The organism is Salinicoccus siamensis (assembly GCF_055391965.1).
In genome coordinates this window covers 101,802-119,131 of the sequence record NZ_AP043765.1, presented here as the reverse complement: position 1 = coordinate 119,131, position 17,330 = coordinate 101,802, and the positions used below count along the sequence as shown (strand labels likewise).

Sequence of the window (17,330 nt, the reverse complement as noted above, 5' to 3'; positions counted from 1 at the left end):
TGCTTCACTTAAAATCTTTCGAATTGTTCAATAGGCAATACGAATACTGTCGCACCGCCGACTTCCACTTCTACAGGGTATGGAATATAGGAATCTGCATTTCCACCCATAGGGGTGACGGGCGCGACCGTCTGCTCCCTGTTTCCACATGTGTTATCGATAAGCTGAAGCAATTCATCGACGCGCTGATCTTCAACACCACATAGGAAAGTTGTATTTCCAGCTCTCAGGAAGCCGCCTGTAGTCGCAAGCTTGGTGTTCCTAAAATCATTTTTAGTTAGACGATCAGCCAACCTTTGGCTGTCATGATCTTGTACGATTGCAATTACCATTTTCATGATTGGTTCACCTCTTGATTCAGATATTGTTCAATTATGTCCATTGCGTCTGCAAAAACCTTTTCAGGGCTTTGTGCTGCATCGATCATTCGGATTCTTTCGGGATATTCTTCTCTCAATTGATTATACCCCATGACCACTGCTTCATGGAAATCCAATTCTTCGCCATCAAGTCTGTTGTCGTCACGCTTGTTGCGTTTAATGCGCTCAAGACCGGATTTGGGATCCAGTTTGAGGTACAGTGTCAAATCAGGCATGTGATCTTCTATCGCAAAACGGTTGATTTCCATAACAGCATCAGAGCCTATATTACGCGCAACTCCTTGGTAGGCGATTGAACTGTCGATGAAACGATCACATAATACGATATTACCATCTTCGAGTGCCGGCAGTATCTTTTCAACAAGATGTTGCCGCCTTGAAGCTGCAAACAATAATGCTTCTGTTCGTTCATCCATATCATTGCCTTTGGAGAGAAGTATTTCCCGGATCATTTCACTGATGCCGATACCCCCGGGTTCACGCGTCGTAACCACTTCATGCGTCTTCGACAAATGAGCATGGATTGCTGAAATCAACGTTGTCTTACCGGAGCCTTCCGGACCTTCAAACGTAATGAAATGACTCATTGCTTCTCCTTACCCGTATAGTACGCTATATTTTGTTTTATACCTTCTATTCTAACATGATTCATTAAAGCATGTGTAATCGATTTTAGATGCCCACTGGTAATGACTTCTCCCTCAAAAACAATCGGAATGCCGGGGGGATAGGGAATCATGGTCCTCTGGCATACTTTGCCCCTCAAGAAGGAGAGATCCAGTGAAGAATCACTTTTCACATCCTGGATTACCAGTGATTCGATGCGCGTCAGAAGACACTCAAATGGATAACGGTCACCTTCATGGAAGAGTGGCAGACAAAGAAGCACCCCTTCATCTGTGACCATCTCTGGATAGATGGAAGCGCCGACGAAGGCACCGTAAATGGTATAGGGTGAGTGGTCAATGTGATTGATGAGCAGTTTCGCAGGGTCATCCATCTCCATTACTTCTAAATTCGTTCTGCGAAGCTTATTGATCAGCAGTCCTCTCTTCTCGTGGAACTGTTCATCTGAGTAGGATATATAAAAATCATGGGCATGTTCCATCGAAAGCATAAGCATATAGGAAGGGCTGGACGTTTCAAAGTAATCTATATATTTAAGGATCGCTTCATAAAACTCGGGTTTCATGAAAATGACCGATGACATCGTCAAGGCAGGGAGCATCTTATGGTAGGACTGTACTGCGATGTCTGTGGAATACTTCATAGAGGACGATGGAAAGGCTCCCGTAATATCCAGATGGGCGCCGTGTGCCTCGTCTGTGATGACCACACCATCCCCTGCATGCACATGACCTATAAGTGTGCCTATATCAAAACATCCTCCGGTATATGTAGGGTAAGTGATGACAGCAACATCACGCTCCATAAAGCTATGGGAGAAAAAAGCATCTTCTGAAACGACTTCATGTGAGACTTCAGCAATTTCCAGTGCATGATGAACTGACTTGTGGGCGCCTTCCAACACAATGAAATGCTTTTTATTTAAGTGTTTGAGCCCATATATCGCAGATAAAATACCATTCGTCGTGCCATTTACCATCATCTGAGAAATATAGCCTGGATACTTTCCACCAATCTTTTCATTAAGCTGACGGAGGATTCCATCTGCTTCATGCAAATCATCGAGTCCATTGATCTCTGTCATGTCATATCTGAAGTCAAAGGCATCAAGCTGACCAATCGTATTGTTTTTATGACCTGGCACATGCATAGAAATGGCTTCATCTTCTAATAGTTTTGTAATTGTCCGATACAGTACCATCAAACCGATCCTTTCAATATAAAGGTATAAAAAAAAGAGACCTATACAGGTCTCAATGCGGTTCATCGCATCCATAATGTAATTATGTACATACTGCCCGGCAGCGTCCTACTCTCACGGGACGTCAGTCCAACTACCATCGGCGCTGGAGAGCTTAACTGCTGTGTTCGGCATGGGAACAGGTGGAACCTCTCCGCGATTGCCACCGGACAATATGGCATGCTTGAATGCCCCTTGGACATTCAAAACCGGATAGAAGCAATGCGTTGCGCAGAAGACCATACACGGTTTTCTTCATTTGAATAAGTCATCGATCGATTAGTATTCGTCCGCTCAATGTGTCGCCACACTTACACGCCGAACCTATCCACCTCATCATCTCTGAGGGATCTAATGGGGAAATCTCATCTTGAGGGGGGCTTCATGCTTAGATGCTTTCAGCACTTATCCCGACCATACATAGCTACCCAGCGATGCCGTTGGCACGACAACTGGTACACCAGTGGTATGTCCATCCCGGTCCTCTCGTACTAAGGACAGCGCCTCTCAAATTTCCGACGCCCACGACGGATAGGGACCGAACTGTCTCACGACGTTCTGAACCCAGCTCGCGTACCGCTTTAATGGGCGAACAGCCCAACCCTTGGGACCGACTACAGCCCCAGGATGCGATGAGCCGACATCGAGGTGCCAAACCTCCCCGTCGATGTGAACTCTTGGGGGAGATAAGCCTGTTATCCCCGGGGTAGCTTTTATCCGTTGAGCGATGGCCCTTCCATGCGGAACCACCGGATCACTAAGTCCGTCTTTCGACCCTGCTCGACGTGTCTGTCTCGCAGTCAAGCTCCCTTATACCTTTACACTCTATGAATGATTTCCAACCATTCTGAGGGAACCTTTGAGCGCCTCCGTTACTCTTTAGGAGGCGACCGCCCCAGTCAAACTGTCCACCTGACACTGTCTCCCACCCGGATTACGGGTGCGGGTTAGAATCTCAACATCACCAGGGTGGTATCCCACCAGTGCCTCCACGTAGACTGGCGTCCACGTATCTTCAGCTCCCACCTATCCTGTACAAGTGAGGTCGAGGTTCAATATCAGGCTACAGTAAAGCTCCACGGGGTCTTTCCGTCCTGTCGCGGGTAACCTGCATCTTCACAGGTACTATGATTTCACCGAGCCTCTCGTTGAGACAGTGCCCAAATCGTTACGCCTTTCGTGCGGGTCAGAACTTACCTGACAAGGAATTTCGCTACCTTAGGACCGTTATAGTTACGGCCGCCGTTTACTGGGGCTTCGATTCGCACCTTCGCTTACGCTGAGCGCTCCTCTTAACCTTCCAGCACCGGGCAGGCGTCAGCCCCTATACGTCACCTTTCGGTTTGGCAGAGACCTGTGTTTTTGATAAACAGTCGCTTGGGCCTATTCACTGCGGCTCATTTTCATGAGCACCCCTTCTCCCGAAGTTACGGGGTCATTTTGCCGAGTTCCTTAACGAGAGTTCGCTCGCTCACCTTAGAATTCTCTTCCCAACTACCTGTGTCGGTTTGCGGTACGGGCGGTAATGTATTCACTAGCGGGTTTTCTTGGCAGTGTGAACCCACAGCTTCGCCTACTATTTTCGGCTCCCCATCACACCTCGTCGTTACACAGGGCGGATTTGCCTACCCTGACGACTCGATGCTTGGACGTGCTCTTCCTTCCGCACGCTCTGCTTCTCCTCCTGCGTCACCACATCGCTCAAACACACATCACCGGTACAGGAATTTCTACCTGTTATCCATCGCCTACGCAGTTTCGCCTCGGCTTAGGTCCCGACTAACCCAGAGCGGACGAGCCTTCCTCTGGAAACCTTAGTCGTTCGGTGGACGGGATTCTCACCCGTCTTTCGCTACTCACACCGGCATTCTCACTTCCGATCGCTCCACATGTCCTCACGATCATGCTTCACTGCCACCGGAACGCTCTCCTACCATCAATATCATTGATCCACAGTTTCGGTAATATGTTTAGCCCCGGTACATTTTCGGCGCAGCGTCACTTGACTAGTGAGCTATTACGCACTCTTTAAATGATGGCTGCTTCTAAGCCAACATGCTAGTTGTCTGTGCAACGCCACATCCTTTTCCACTCAACATATATTTTGGGACCTTAACTGGTGGTCTGGGCTGTTTCCCTCTCGACAACGGACCTTATCACCCGCTGTCTGACTCCCGTGCATCACATAGGTGGCATTCGGAGTTTGTCTGAATTCGGTAACCCGGGATGGGCCCCTCGTCCAAACAGTGCTCTACCTCCACGATGCTAACACGAGGCTATACCTAAATATATTTCGGAGAGAACCAGCTATCTCCAGGTTCGATTGGAATTTCTCCGCTACCCACACCTCATCCGGTCACTTTTCAACGTAAGTCGGTTCGGCCCTCCATCCAGTGTTACCTGGACTTCAGCCTGGACATGGGTAGATCACCTGGTTTCGGGTCTGCAACCCCATACTAGACGCCCTATTCAGACTCGCTTTCGCTACGGCTCCACATTCGCTGCTTAACCTCGCATGCAATCGCAACTCGCCGGTTCATTCTACAAAAGGCACGCCATCACCCATTAACGGGCTCTGACTACTTGTAAGCACACGGTTTCAGGTTCTATTTCACTCCCCTTCCGGGGTGCTTTTCACCTTTCCCTCACGGTACTGGTTCACTATCGGTCACCAAGAAGTATTTAGCCTTGGGAGATGGTCCTCCCGGATTCCGACGGAATTTCTCGTGTTCCGCCGTACTCAGGATACACCGCCACGCCTCCTCGCTTCGCATACGGGACTGTTACCCCCTATGGTGCGACTTTCCAGTCGCTTCTGCTCGCTCGAAGCCGCTTTTTCGGTGTCCTACAACCCCAGTCAATGACTGGTTTGGGCTCTTCCCGTTTCGCTCGCCGCTACTCAGGGAATCGATCTTTCTTTCTCTTCCTCCGGGTACTAAGATGTTTCAGTTCCCCGGGTCTACCTCCCTCAGGCTATGTATTCACCTGAGAGTCGCACTAATGTGCGGGGTTCCCCCATTCGGAAATCTTTGGTTCAACGCTTACTTACAGCTCCCCAAAGCATATCGGTGTTGGTTCCGTCCTTCATCGGCTCTTGGTGCCAAGGCATCCACCGTGCGCCCTTCATTACTTAATCGCAATGAATTTGTGAGTGTGTCCCAGTCCAGCTGCAGTGGATGTCCACTTTCGCTTTCTTGCGACACAACGCGTGTTTTATGAACTCTTCAGTTCTCGGTTTCTACGCTTGATTTCGGTTAAAATCATTTTTCGCATTGCTTCTATACGGTTTTCAATGTGCAAGGGGTTGAATCGTCAATGAAGACCATTCAAAACTGAATACAATATGTCAAACGCCAATTCCGCCGCCCCAAAACGGGGCGTTCCGTTATATTCCTTAGAAAGGAGGTGATCCAGCCGCACCTTCCGATACGGCTACCTTGTTACGACTTCACCCCAGTCATCGGTCCCACCTTCGACGGCTGCCTCCATAAAGGTTGGCCCACCGGCTTCAGGTGTTACCGACTTCCGTGGTGTGACGGGCGGTGTGTACAAGACCCGGGAACGTATTCACCGTGGCATTCTGATCCACGATTACTAGCGATTCCAGCTTCATGGAGTCGAGTTGCAGACTCCAATCCGAACTGAGAACAGTTTTATGGGATTCGCTTGGCCTCGCGGCGTAGCTGCCCTTTGTAACCTGTCCATTGTAGCACGTGTGTAGCCCAAATCATAAGGGGCATGATGATTTGACGTCATCCCCACCTTCCTCCGGTTTGTCACCGGCAGTCTCATTAGAGTGCCCAACTGAATGCTGGCAACTAATGATAAGGGTTGCGCTCGTTGCGGGACTTAACCCAACATCTCACGACACGAGCTGACGACAACCATGCACCACCTGTCACTCTGCCCAAAAGGGAAGCCATGTCTCCATGGCGGTCAGAGGATGTCAAGATTTGGTAAGGTTCTTCGCGTTGCTTCGAATTAAACCACATGCTCCACCGCTTGTGCGGGTCCCCGTCAATTCCTTTGAGTTTCAGCCTTGCGGCCGTACTCCCCAGGCGGAGTGCTTAATGCGTTTGCTGCAGCACTAAGGGGCGGAAACCCCCTAACACTTAGCACTCATCGTTTACGGCGTGGACTACCAGGGTATCTAATCCTGTTTGATCCCCACGCTTTCGCACATCAGCGTCAGTTGCAGACCAGAGAGCCGCCTTCGCCACTGGTGTTCCTCCATATCTCTGCGCATTTCACCGCTACACATGGAATTCCACTCTCCTCTTCTGCACTCAAGTTCGCCAGTTTCCAATGACCCTCCCCGGTTGAGCCGGGGGCTTTCACATCAGACTTAACGAACCGCCTACGCGCGCTTTACGCCCAATAATTCCGGATAACGCTTGCCACCTACGTATTACCGCGGCTGCTGGCACGTAGTTAGCCGTGGCTTTCTGGTCAGGTACCGTCACCCGATGGACAGTTACTCCCACCGGCGTTCTTCCCTGACAACAGAGTTTTACGAGCCGAAACCCTTCTTCACTCACGCGGCGTTGCTCCGTCAGACTTGCGTCCATTGCGGAAGATTCCCTACTGCTGCCTCCCGTAGGAGTCTGGGCCGTGTCTCAGTCCCAGTGTGGCCGATCACCCTCTCAGGTCGGCTACGCATCGTCGCCTTGGTGGGCCCTTACCCCACCAACTAGCTAATGCGCCGCAGGCCCATCCATCAGTGGCAGTCAAAGACCGCCTTTCAACTCATCCCCCTGCGGGGATCAGGGTTATCCGGTATTAGCCACGGTTTCCCGCGGTTATCCCAGTCTGATGGGTAGGTTGCCTACGTGTTACTCACCCGTCCGCCACTCGCAGACCCCAGAGCAAGCTCCGGGGCTGCGCGTTCGACTTGCATGTATTAGGCACGCCGCCAGCGTTCATCCTGAGCCAGGATCAAACTCTCCATAATTGGAGTGCTCTGACTCGTTGCGGTTTTACTTGTCGCCCAAGTTGGATGGATTAACCATCCGGTTTATTGGAATTAACGTTGACATATTGTCATTCAGTTTTCAATGTTCTCTCGTTGACTGCTTTACTATTATAGCATGTCGCATTTTGGAATGCAACACTTATTTATATCTTTTTTAACTAAATAGTAACGTTTGTTGTGTCGGTATGTGTTTCGTCCGACAAGATATAACTATACAGGGTCTGTTCAATTAATGCAAGGGGTTTTTTTAAAAAAGTTCCAGGAGCTTCAAATTGTTTTGAAACCCCCGACCTTTCTACAGTTCCGTCCGGTATTCTATCGCCTTCGACAGTGTCACTTCATCTGCATACTCCAAGTCTCCGCCTACAGGAAGACCGTGGGCTAGACGCGTTATCCTAACCCCTATCGGTTTTACGAGTCGCGAGATGTACATCGCTGTCGACTCGCCTTCGATGTTCGGGTTCGTGGCCAGGATGATTTCTTTTATCTGTTCATCCTTCAAGCGTTCTATTAGCGTAGCTACATTGATATCTTCAGGGCCTATGCCATCCATTGGACTTATTGCCCCATGCAGGACATGGTACAACCCTTGATATTCACGCATCTTCTCCATAGCTATAACATCTTTCGTATCTTGAACGACACATACTATGGAACGATCCCTACTCTTATCTTGGCAGATGTAGCATGGATCTACATCGGTGATATGTCCACAGATAGAACAGAATTGGAGGTCTCTTTTCACCTCCATAAGGCTCCGCGAAAAATTGACTACGTCGTCTTCCTTCATATTAAGTACATAAAATGCCAGACGCTGGGCAGTCTTCGGCCCAATGCCCGGCAATTTCATGAAACTGTCTATCAGCTTGGATATTGGTTCTGGATAATGCATCTACATCATTCCCGGAATGTTCATGCCTTTAGTATGTTTTCCTAGACGCTCGCTTGTAAGTTCATCCGCTTTCGTCATTGCTTCGTTGGTTGCGGCTACGATCAGATCCTGGAGCATTTCGATGTCTTCAGGATCCACAACCTCTTCCTGCACCTCGACATCCAATACTTCTTTATGTCCGGAAACAGTCACTTTGACCATGCCGCCGCCAGCTGTACCTTCAATTTTTTCTTCTTTCAGTTTTTCCTGTTCTTCCTGCATCTTCTTTTGCATTTTCTGCATTTGCTTCATCATGCCTTGCATATTGTTCATTCCGCCAGCCATATATATTCTCCTCCAATTAGTTTTAAATTTCTTCTATAATAGTATATACGAAATGAAAGCTTTTATAAACAGATATCCTTAACGGGTCTCCACTATATCATCGCCGAATATCTCCTTGGCGACATCGGAAGGTTTCTTCTCTTTTGTTATAGAAGCTTCAGGTCCCTCTTTTTTCCGGTTCGATTTCTTCTCCTGGATATAATCATGTCTAACCTGCAGCCAGCTGGAGTCGGGGACGCCAACCACCTTTACATCCTTCCCTATAATGGAAGGAATGACTTCCTCCAACTCCTTCCTTTTCTTCTCATCCTTGTTTATCAGATCACTGTGCAGGTCGCTTTGAAACTTGAGCAATACATGTGTATCGCTCGCAGCAACGGGTTCTGAATCTTTAATGAGTGAGCGGAGCGCATGGTATCCCTTTTCCTCGACATGCTGATAGACCTTGGGCCAGTCATCTTTAAGTTTAACAAGATCGTCTTTATTGGCATGATCCAGCACTTTTTCTATCTGACGAAGCGAGAACCCTTTAGCCATTTGGTTTGATGTCTTTCTTGGTGGCTCTGCCGTTTGCGTTCTTGGTGTATCCTTTGGCTGATCCGCCAATTTTTTATCGATTTCAGCCAATCTCTGTTCAATGTGCGAAAGGTCGACTGCCTGAGGTACGTTCGCCTGGTCATTACGGTTGAGTACCTGAATCAGTTTAACGATGACTACTTCAAGATGTACACTGGTGTTGACGGAAAAGCGCATCATCACCATGGCATCATTGAGCACATCTATCATTTCATATAACATCTTATCCTCAGTGTGCACAAAGGCAGTATCCTCGTCGATATCGCCTTCATGCTTCATCAGGATAATATCCCTTATATAGTAGACCAATTCATGAACCAGCCGCGTAGGGTCCTTACCCTCTTCGATGAACTGATGGTATCTGATGAATGCCTGCCTTGAATCCCGCTGGTCAATCATTTTGAGCCAAGTGTTCAGCTCTTCGGATTTGATTCCGCCCGTGATCATGATGGCATCGTCCAACGTTATGACATCATTGCTGTAGGCGATGACCTGATCCATGATGCTCAACGCGTCCCGCATGCCCCCTTCTGAGGCGCGTGCAATATATTCGATTGCTTCTTCCTCGTACTCCAGCGTCTCGCTTTCAGCCACATACTTGAGTCGTTCTGTAATCTCCCTCATTTCAATTGACTTGAAATCAAAGCGTTGGGCTCGGGAAATGATGGTAGCTGGTATTTTATGGGGTTCAGTCGTCGCCAATATGAATATGGCGTGACCGGGTGGTTCTTCCAAAGTCTTCAAAAGGGCATTGAATGCACCCGTCGTCAGCATGTGCACCTCATCTATGATATATACTTTGTATCTTGTTTCAGAAGGTGCATACTTCACCTTTTCCCTGAGGTTCCGGATTTCATCTACACCGTTGTTGCTTGCAGCATCTATTTCAATGACATCGTTCGCACTGCCTTCTGTAATGCTCATGCATATATCACACTCGTTGCACGGTTCCCCATCAGTACCGAAGTTGCAGTTCAATGCTTTTGCAAATATTTTCGCAATGCTGGTCTTACCCGTGCCCCTCGGTCCGCTGAACAGATAGGCATGGGATTCCTTATTCCTGATTATTGCATTCTTCAAAGTTTTCGTTACGTGTTTCTGACCGACGACATCTTCGAATTTCTGCGGTCTGAATGCCCGATATAACGCCTGGTATTCCATTCAGCAGCACCTCCGTAATGATTCTTCCATGCCAATAATTATATCATATATAAACACTGTCCACCTTTAAAGGAAAACATTAAAAAATGACTGCATCATCAGATGCAGTCATACATTATGTAACCGTGCACCGCTTCCTTGAATTTTCGGCACAAGCGTTACTCAAAACATCAGCTCAACTCCGGCTGTCCTACGGCACATAGAATGGGCCACTTAATGCTGCTTCCTTCCGGACCTGACATAGTTCGTGACGTTCTATTGCATAGGACCGGAATCTCAACACTGATGATATTGAGGCAGTCCTCACACCGAATACCCTCAGAAGCGGAATTCAGTCCTGCTAGAGCGGATTGCAGGTACAGGGCACCGCTACCTCCCCACTTAGCACGGCACGTTATATAATATCAAAATCAACCATCGAATGCAAGATAAATGCTACTCTCCATGAAACCTGCGTGAAAAGTCGATGAACTTGAATTCATTGGCCAGATGCTTGGAGATATTATATTGAAATGGTTGGGCGTCACTCAAGTGAACGATGGAACGAACAGTCGCAGTATATCTGGGCAGAGCGTTTCCAAACAACTCGAGATCCCTTTCGTTCATCGGGTCGAAGGTGATTTCCTTATGGGAATAGGCGATTGTCAGCCCCAATTTACCTTCAATATATTCATAGATGGAGTCTTCTGCAATTTCCTTTGTAAGTCCGGGCATTATACCCACCATGAAGAAATCAGTATCAACGATGTGCGTCTTGCCGTTGAATTTGCGTTCCCGGATAAGCTGCCAAACCTTCTCATCAGGTTCAAGTTTTAACGCATCCATGACTTTCGGAAAATCTTGTGCAAGATATTGCTCCAATTCGACAACATTAGTAGAGTACTGGGTTGTCTTCAGGCTCTGTATTTCTTTAAAACTTGTGAGGTGGGAAACAGTGAAATCCATGGCAGGATTGAAGATGACGACTGAACCCTTCCCCTTCACTTTCTGGATATATCCATTTTCCCGAAGCAGATTGAGTGCTTTTCTCACTGTTTCGCGGGAGACCTCGAACATGCTGACAAGGGTGTGTTCTGAAGGCAGTACACTACCCACTTTATACTTACCTTCAGCGATGTCACTCGATAGCACCTGATATATATGATTATACTTGTTTATGTTCATTCTGTTCACCGGCCATTCCTAGGATGTATATAAATCATATACATATTAACTTTTTCTAGCTGTCTTGTCCATAAATCATCAACGCTTCGAAAGGCCTGAGCACATCTGCTGTCTTATCATAGTTGGAGATAAGCACTTCTCCTCCACGCTCAACATCTGGCGGGTACTCGACATCCCTATTACGGAAGTTGGCTATCACTGTAATGCGCTCGCCCTCATATAGGCGTTCGTACACAAATAGATCATCATCGCCCATGAGGTGTGGTCTGACATCACCATAGGTCAGAATATCTCTTTCATGCCTCAACTGAATTAGCTTCCTATAGGTATGGAGAATTGAATTTTCGTCTTCCAATGCTTTTTCTACATTAATGGTCCCATAATTATCAGCAACTTCTATCCAAGGATATCCTTCCGTGAAGCCAGCATGCTTCGAATCATTCCACTGCATCGGCGTGCGTGAATTATCCCTCGATTTTGAAGCGAGAATTTTCATGACAAGGTCAATGCTCATACCCTTTCCCCTCATTGATGTATATGCGTTCAAACTCTCGACGTCACAATATTGATCAATGCGGGTGAAGCCCGGGTTTGTCATGCCAATCTCTTCCCCCTGGTAAATGTAGGGAGTACCTTTCAGGCCATGCAGTGCAATCGCAAGCATCTTACCGCTGAGCACCCTATCTTCTTCAGTGGCGTCACTTCCGAATCGGGAGACGACCCGGGGCTGGTCATGGTTGCACCAGAAAATTGCATTCCATCCGCCTCCCTGGTCCATTGCTTCCTGCCACTCCATCAAGATCCGCTTCAGTTGCAGGAAATCGAAATCGGCCAAGGCCCACTTTTCTCCTCCCGGATAATCCACCTTCAAATGATGGAATGTAAACACCGAGTTCAACTCGTTTCTGTCTGGACGTGTATATTTCAGGCAATGTTCTATGGTCGTCGAAGACATTTCCCCGACCGTCATGATATCTTTGCCTCCGAATGTTTCCTGGTTCAACTCTTTTATATATTCATGAACTTTAGGGCCATCCGTATAAAATTCCTTGCCCGGCCCATCAGCATCTTGAAATTCGCCTTTGGAGATCAGATTGATGACATCGAAGCGGAACCCATCGACTCCAAAGTCTATCCAGTAGTTGATCATATCGTAGATTTTACGGCGTACTTCTTCATTTTCCCAATTCAAGTCTGCCTGGGTCACATCAAAGAGGCGCAGGTAATACTGGTTCGTATCATCGTCATAAGTCCATGCATTGCCGCCGAATTTAGATTCCCAGTTCGTAGGAGGGGCGTCGTAGGTGCCGTCTTTCCATATATAATAATCACGATATTCATTATCTCTGGATTTTTTTGATTCCACAAACCAATTATGGTGGGTGGAAGTGTGGTTGATGACGATATCCATCATAATCTTGATGCCTTTATCGTGGGCCCGAGCGAGGAGTTCCTTCAGATCTTCCTTGGTGCCAAACTCAGGATTGATTTCATAGTAGTCACTGATGTCATAACCATTATCATTCATCGGCGATTCATACACCGGCGTCAACCAGAGATAATCCACACCGAGAAACTTGAAATAATCAAGCTTCTCGATGATACCTCTGATATCCCCCCGACCACTTCCGGTCGTGTCATTGAATGATTTCGGGTAGATCTGATAAACGACCGATTTCCTCCAGTCTTTAGACGTCATTATAAAAACTCCTTTTAATTTTTTTATTCATCCACCATATCCTTGGTCTTCTCTTTGGCGAATCTTGAAAAGAGTAGGGTAAGCAGGAATGGTACGACAATCGCAATCAGCATGCCGATTGTAAACAGGAGCCAGAAACCTTCAGTAATTGAGATGACGCCTGGCACCCCGCCGACTCCGACACTCGCCGCCGTCAGACCATTCATGCCGAATATTCCGCCGACCACTGAAGTTGTCAGGATTGCTGCAAGGAATGGATATTTAAGGGGGAGGTTCACACCGAACATTGCGGGTTCAGTAACCCCAAGCCAGCCTGAGATGCCAGAAGTCATGGCCAGACCTTCTTCTTTTTTCTTCTTCTGTTGACGATAGATGACCCATGCGCCGAATGCTGCAGAACCTTGGGCGATATTGGAGATTGCGAGAATTGGCCATAGATAGGTCGCTCCAGTAGTTCCGATGAGCTGAAGGTCCATCGCAAGGAACATATGGTGAAGTCCTGTAATGACAAGTGGAGCATAGAACAATCCATATACTGCTCCGCCCAATATTCCTGCAGATTCAAACAACCATACGATGCTGTCTGAGATGATGCCGCTCAGGAATAACGTGACCGGTCCGATTAGTGTGAATGTAAGAATGCCGACAACAAGCAGCGCAATCGGTGCAACCAGAAGCAACTTGAACATATCATGGATACGTTTATCGAGGAAATTCTCCACTTTGGCAAGCAGCCATGCTGCGACCAGCACTGGGAGGACCTGCCCCTGATAGTTTAACTGTTCAATCTGAAGTCCAAAGAAGTTCCATGTGGGAATTTCAGCAAGCTCCCCTGCCTCCGCATCAAATAGACCGTACTGACTGGCAAGATCCGGGTGACACAGTGCGACACCTAAAGCAATCCCGAGCAGAGGATTGCCCCCAAACACCTTCATGGCCGACCAGCCGATCAGCACAGGCAGAAAGATGAATGGCGCGACTGCAATGAAGTTGATCATGCTTGCGATACCTTCGATGCCTGGGAATTGACTTATGACGGATTCATTTTCCCAAAACAAACCTTCTACTGTAAGTAGGTTGTTGACACCAAGAAGCAGACCCGCCGTTACGATGGCCGGCAGAATCGGGATGAAGATATCGCCAAGCACTTTGATGAAACGCTGAAGTGGGTTCATCTTCTGGGCAGCTGCAGCCTTCACTTCATCTTTAGAGCCGCCGCCTCTGCCAGTCTCCTCTTCAAAGATCTTGAAGGCCTCGTTCACTGTGCCCTGGCCAATAACTACCTGAAACTGGTTATTGGCCGCAAATGACCCTTTAACCAAATCTATGGAGTCGAGTTTTTCTTTATCCACTTTCGATTCATCTTCCAATGCAAGCCGCAAGCGTGTCACACAATGCGTAGCAGCATTAACGTTTTCCTTGCCGCCGATCGCTTCGATTATCGCTTTAACATCATCTCTGTTCACTGCCATCCTGTTCACTCTCCCCTTTATTATATTTCGGTGTAATTATATCATGTATAGACATGTTGTGTAAAGGCTTTCATAAGATGGTGGTATAAAAAAATGCATAGAAGTGTTAAATAAAATTTCAGCTACCGTGTCTAAAATGTAATTATAACTTAAGGAGTGCTTAAAATTGGGAATAAAACTTATTAAAATTTCAAGTTTATACTTTGTAATTGGTGTCGTATTAGGCATGGTTATGGGGATGGCAGGTTTGTATCAATTCGTCTCTACTCACGCACATGTCAATTTATTAGGTTGGGTTTCAATGACGTTATTTGGCTTAATTTATCAAGCTTTCCCTAATCTCACAGAAAACATTTTGGCTAAAACTCATTTTTGGCTTCACAATATTGGATTACCTATCATGTTAATTGGCTTAATTGCTTTTGGTCTTGGCAACAATGCTTTAGGAATTCCAGCAATGAGTGTTGGTGGTATCTTAATCGTTATTGCTACGATTATTTTTGCAATTAACTTGTGGAAAAACTTGCATCAAACTGCAATTTAATTTTTAGTTCAGGAGATAATAACATGCAAAATTATACTGAAAAAGTAAATTCATTTAAAGAAGCAATGTCTAATTATCCAACTGGTGTCAACGTTGTAACGACTGTTGATGAAAATGATGAACCCATCGGATTGACAGTGAATTCATTCGCCTCCGTCTCATTAGACCCGCTCCTTGTTTTATGGTCAATCGACAACGCTGTTTCAACTTTTGATAAGTTTATGGAAACTGATCAATTTGCAGTCAATATTTTAGCAAGCAACCAAACAGACATAGCTTCTACATTTGCTGGAAGTGAAGAAGACAGATTCAGCAAGTGTGAGTGGCGTTTATCTGAACAAGATTTGCCGATTATTTCTGATGTGATGGCTTCATTGCAATGTAAAGTTTTTAAAAAGGTGGAGGCTGGAGATCATGTCGTTTTAATCGGTGAAGTTTTTAATATTGATGTTCAAGATAAAGCACCTCTTTTATATCACAAAAGAAAACTCACTGGTTTTCCACAAAGCTTTCATGAAGAATAATTTTTTAAAATAAATCATATTAACTAAAAAGGAGCTAAATCCCATGGGATTTAGCTCCTTTTTCTTGTCTTTTAATTCCCTTATATTGGTCAAAAATTCACTTCGCAAGGGTAAATGGCAGGGAACTATTTGCTTAAACTTTCGCCTAAACAAACCAAATCCCTCTAAATCAAGCAAAGTCGCTCTTGATTCCTTACTCCTCTACTCCCACTCGATCGTGGCAGGTGGTTTACTTGTAATGTCATATACGACCCGGTTGATCTGCTCGCTCTCATTGACGAGGCGTTTGGATATGCGTTCGAGCACATCCCAATCGATCTTCGCGAATTCACTTGTCATACCGTCGATGCTTGTAACGGCCCGGATGCCGATGGTATGGTTGTATGTTCTGTAATCACCCATAACACCAACTGAACGGATGTCTGGAAGTACAGTGAAGTACTGCCATATTTCCCGATCGAGTCCTGCCTTGGCGATTTCATCGCGAAGAATCCAATCGCTTTCACGGACGATTTCAAGCTTCTCTTCGGTGATTTCACCTAGGACTCTGATGCCGAGGCCAGGACCTGGGAACGGCTGTCTCCATACAAGGTGTTCAGGAATCCCAAGCTCGATGCCGAGCTCGCGCACTTCGTCTTTGAATAATGTGTTGAGTGGCTCGAGCAGCTTGAACTGCATATCTTCAGGCAAGCCACCTACATTATGATGGGATTTGATGGTCGTGGCAGTTTCCGTACCGGATTCGATGATATCCGTATACAGTGTGCCTTGCGCCAAGAAGTCCACATCTTTAAGTTTGGATGCTTCATCATCAAATACATAGATGAACTCGTTGCCGATGATCTTGCGCTTTTGTTCTGGATCGCTGACGCCTTTAAGTTTGTTCATGAACCGGTCTTTCGCATCCACTTTGATGATGTTCATATTGAAACCTTCACCAAAGTGTTCCATAACCATTTCCGCTTCACCTTTTCTAAGGAGTCCATGATCGACGAAGATGCACGTGAGGTTATCGCCGATTGCCCTGTGCATCAATACTGCTGTAACGGAGGAATCGACTCCGCCACTCATGGCACAAAGCACTTTCCGATTGCCGACTGTTTCACGAATCTTTTCAATTTCGATATCGATGAAATTATCCATCGTCCACTCACCATGACATTTACAGATATCCCGGATGAAGTTTTTGATGAATGTATCTCCGTTCTCCGTGTGTTTGGACTCGGGATGGAACTGCACTCCGTAGATATCCTTATCTCTATGCTGAATACCAGCGTACTGGCAATTCGATGTTTCAGCTATCTTTGTATAGTCTTCAGGGATGCGGGTAACTTTATCACTGTGGCTCATAAGGACAGTCTCAACTTCATTGAGTCCTTTGAATAATGGAGATGCCACTTCAGAGTCTAAAGTGATATTGGTCGCACCAAACTCTCTTTCGTCAGAGGCTACGACTTCTCCACCATTAAGGTGTGTGATGAGCTGCATGCCATAACAGATGCCAAGCACAGGTATATCCAAATCGAATACCCCGGGATCGACGGTCCAGCCATTATCCGCATAGACGGACCGTGGTCCACCGGAGAGGACGATGCCGCGTGGGTTCAACTCTTTTATCTCTTCGAGTGTGATGCTCGGGTTATGGAGCTCACTATAGACGCCAAGATCCCTGATGCGTCGTGTAATGAGCTGGTTGTATTGGCTTCCGTAATCGATTACCAGGATCAGTTCTTGTTCTTTAGCCATTTCCATCTT

The 17,330-nt window shown here is 46.7% G+C and carries 12 protein-coding genes, 3 rRNA genes and 1 other RNA gene; 2 read left to right on the top strand and 14 right to left on the bottom strand.

The window, feature by feature from the left end; translation table 11 throughout:
• Positions 1 to 8: 8 nt before the first annotated feature.
• The 13 genes from ACZ5LF_RS00565 to treP form a co-directional block, all read right to left on the bottom strand.
• Positions 9 to 338: a cyclic-di-AMP receptor gene (locus ACZ5LF_RS00565; RefSeq protein WP_344703751.1), complete on the bottom strand. Its 330-nt coding sequence runs from the start codon at positions 336 to 338 to the stop codon at positions 9 to 11.
• The gene (gene tmk / locus ACZ5LF_RS00560; protein WP_380570662.1) at positions 335 to 967 is read right to left on the bottom strand and encodes a dTMP kinase; all 633 of its coding nucleotides are present in this window, start codon (positions 965 to 967) and stop codon (positions 335 to 337) included. Before tmk ends, ACZ5LF_RS00565 begins: the two co-directional genes overlap by 4 nt.
• Positions 964 to 2,208, bottom strand: a complete 1,245-nt coding sequence (locus ACZ5LF_RS00555; RefSeq protein WP_380570661.1) for an Orn/Lys/Arg family decarboxylase — start codon at positions 2,206 to 2,208, stop codon at positions 964 to 966. The genes tmk and ACZ5LF_RS00555 overlap by 4 nt, the downstream gene beginning before the upstream one ends.
• A 95-nt stretch (positions 2,209 to 2,303) precedes the next feature.
• Positions 2,304 to 2,418: ribosomal RNA gene (rrf, locus tag ACZ5LF_RS00550) — 5S ribosomal RNA — on the bottom strand.
• Positions 2,419 to 2,506: 88 nt separating this feature from the next.
• Positions 2,507 to 5,383, bottom strand: a 23S ribosomal RNA gene (locus ACZ5LF_RS00545).
• A gap of 262 nt (positions 5,384 to 5,645) precedes the next feature.
• A 16S ribosomal RNA gene (locus tag ACZ5LF_RS00540) occupies positions 5,646 to 7,198 on the bottom strand.
• The 16S, 23S and 5S rRNA genes sit together here, the layout of an rRNA operon.
• 316 nt (positions 7,199 to 7,514) lie before the next feature.
• On the bottom strand, positions 7,515 to 8,111 hold the full coding sequence (gene recR / locus ACZ5LF_RS00535) for a recombination mediator RecR (protein ID WP_344702021.1): 597 nt from the start codon (positions 8,109 to 8,111) through the stop codon (positions 7,515 to 7,517).
• The gene (locus ACZ5LF_RS00530) at positions 8,112 to 8,435 is read right to left on the bottom strand and encodes a YbaB/EbfC family nucleoid-associated protein (RefSeq protein WP_380569680.1); all 324 of its coding nucleotides are present in this window, start codon (positions 8,433 to 8,435) and stop codon (positions 8,112 to 8,114) included.
• Positions 8,436 to 8,513: 78 nt separating this feature from the next.
• The gene (gene dnaX, locus ACZ5LF_RS00525; protein ID WP_380569679.1) at positions 8,514 to 10,172 is read right to left on the bottom strand and encodes a DNA polymerase III subunit gamma/tau; all 1,659 of its coding nucleotides are present in this window, start codon (positions 10,170 to 10,172) and stop codon (positions 8,514 to 8,516) included.
• Between the two features lie 123 nt (positions 10,173 to 10,295).
• An RNA gene (ffs, locus tag ACZ5LF_RS00520) (signal recognition particle sRNA large type) lies at positions 10,296 to 10,562 on the bottom strand.
• A gap of 45 nt (positions 10,563 to 10,607) precedes the next feature.
• Complete coding sequence (gene treR, locus ACZ5LF_RS00515; protein WP_380569678.1) at positions 10,608 to 11,336, bottom strand: trehalose operon repressor; 729 nt, start codon at positions 11,334 to 11,336, stop codon at positions 10,608 to 10,610.
• Between the two features lie 55 nt (positions 11,337 to 11,391).
• Complete coding sequence (gene treC / locus ACZ5LF_RS00510; protein ID WP_380569677.1) at positions 11,392 to 13,035, bottom strand: alpha,alpha-phosphotrehalase; 1,644 nt, start codon at positions 13,033 to 13,035, stop codon at positions 11,392 to 11,394.
• Between the two features lie 23 nt (positions 13,036 to 13,058).
• Positions 13,059 to 14,507 (bottom strand): PTS system trehalose-specific EIIBC component, encoded by a 1,449-nt coding sequence (gene treP / locus ACZ5LF_RS00505; protein ID WP_380569676.1) that lies wholly within the window; start codon positions 14,505 to 14,507, stop codon positions 13,059 to 13,061.
• A gap of 166 nt (positions 14,508 to 14,673) precedes the next feature.
• Here treP and ACZ5LF_RS00500 point away from each other — a divergent pair, with 166 nt between their 5' ends.
• Together ACZ5LF_RS00500 and ACZ5LF_RS00495 are read left to right on the top strand one after the other, a co-directional pair.
• Positions 14,674 to 15,051, top strand: coding sequence for a cytochrome-c oxidase (locus ACZ5LF_RS00500; protein WP_380569675.1), 378 nt, complete (start codon positions 14,674 to 14,676; stop codon positions 15,049 to 15,051).
• A gap of 23 nt (positions 15,052 to 15,074) precedes the next feature.
• A complete protein-coding gene (locus ACZ5LF_RS00495) occupies positions 15,075 to 15,575 on the top strand; it encodes a flavin reductase family protein (protein ID WP_380569674.1) in 501 nt (166 codons plus the stop codon).
• 201 nt (positions 15,576 to 15,776) lie between these two features.
• Here ACZ5LF_RS00495 and guaA read toward each other — a convergent pair whose 3' ends face one another.
• A complete protein-coding gene (guaA, locus tag ACZ5LF_RS00490) occupies positions 15,777 to 17,327 on the bottom strand; it encodes a glutamine-hydrolyzing GMP synthase (protein WP_380569673.1) in 1,551 nt (516 codons plus the stop codon).
• Positions 17,328 to 17,330 lie beyond the last annotated feature (3 nt).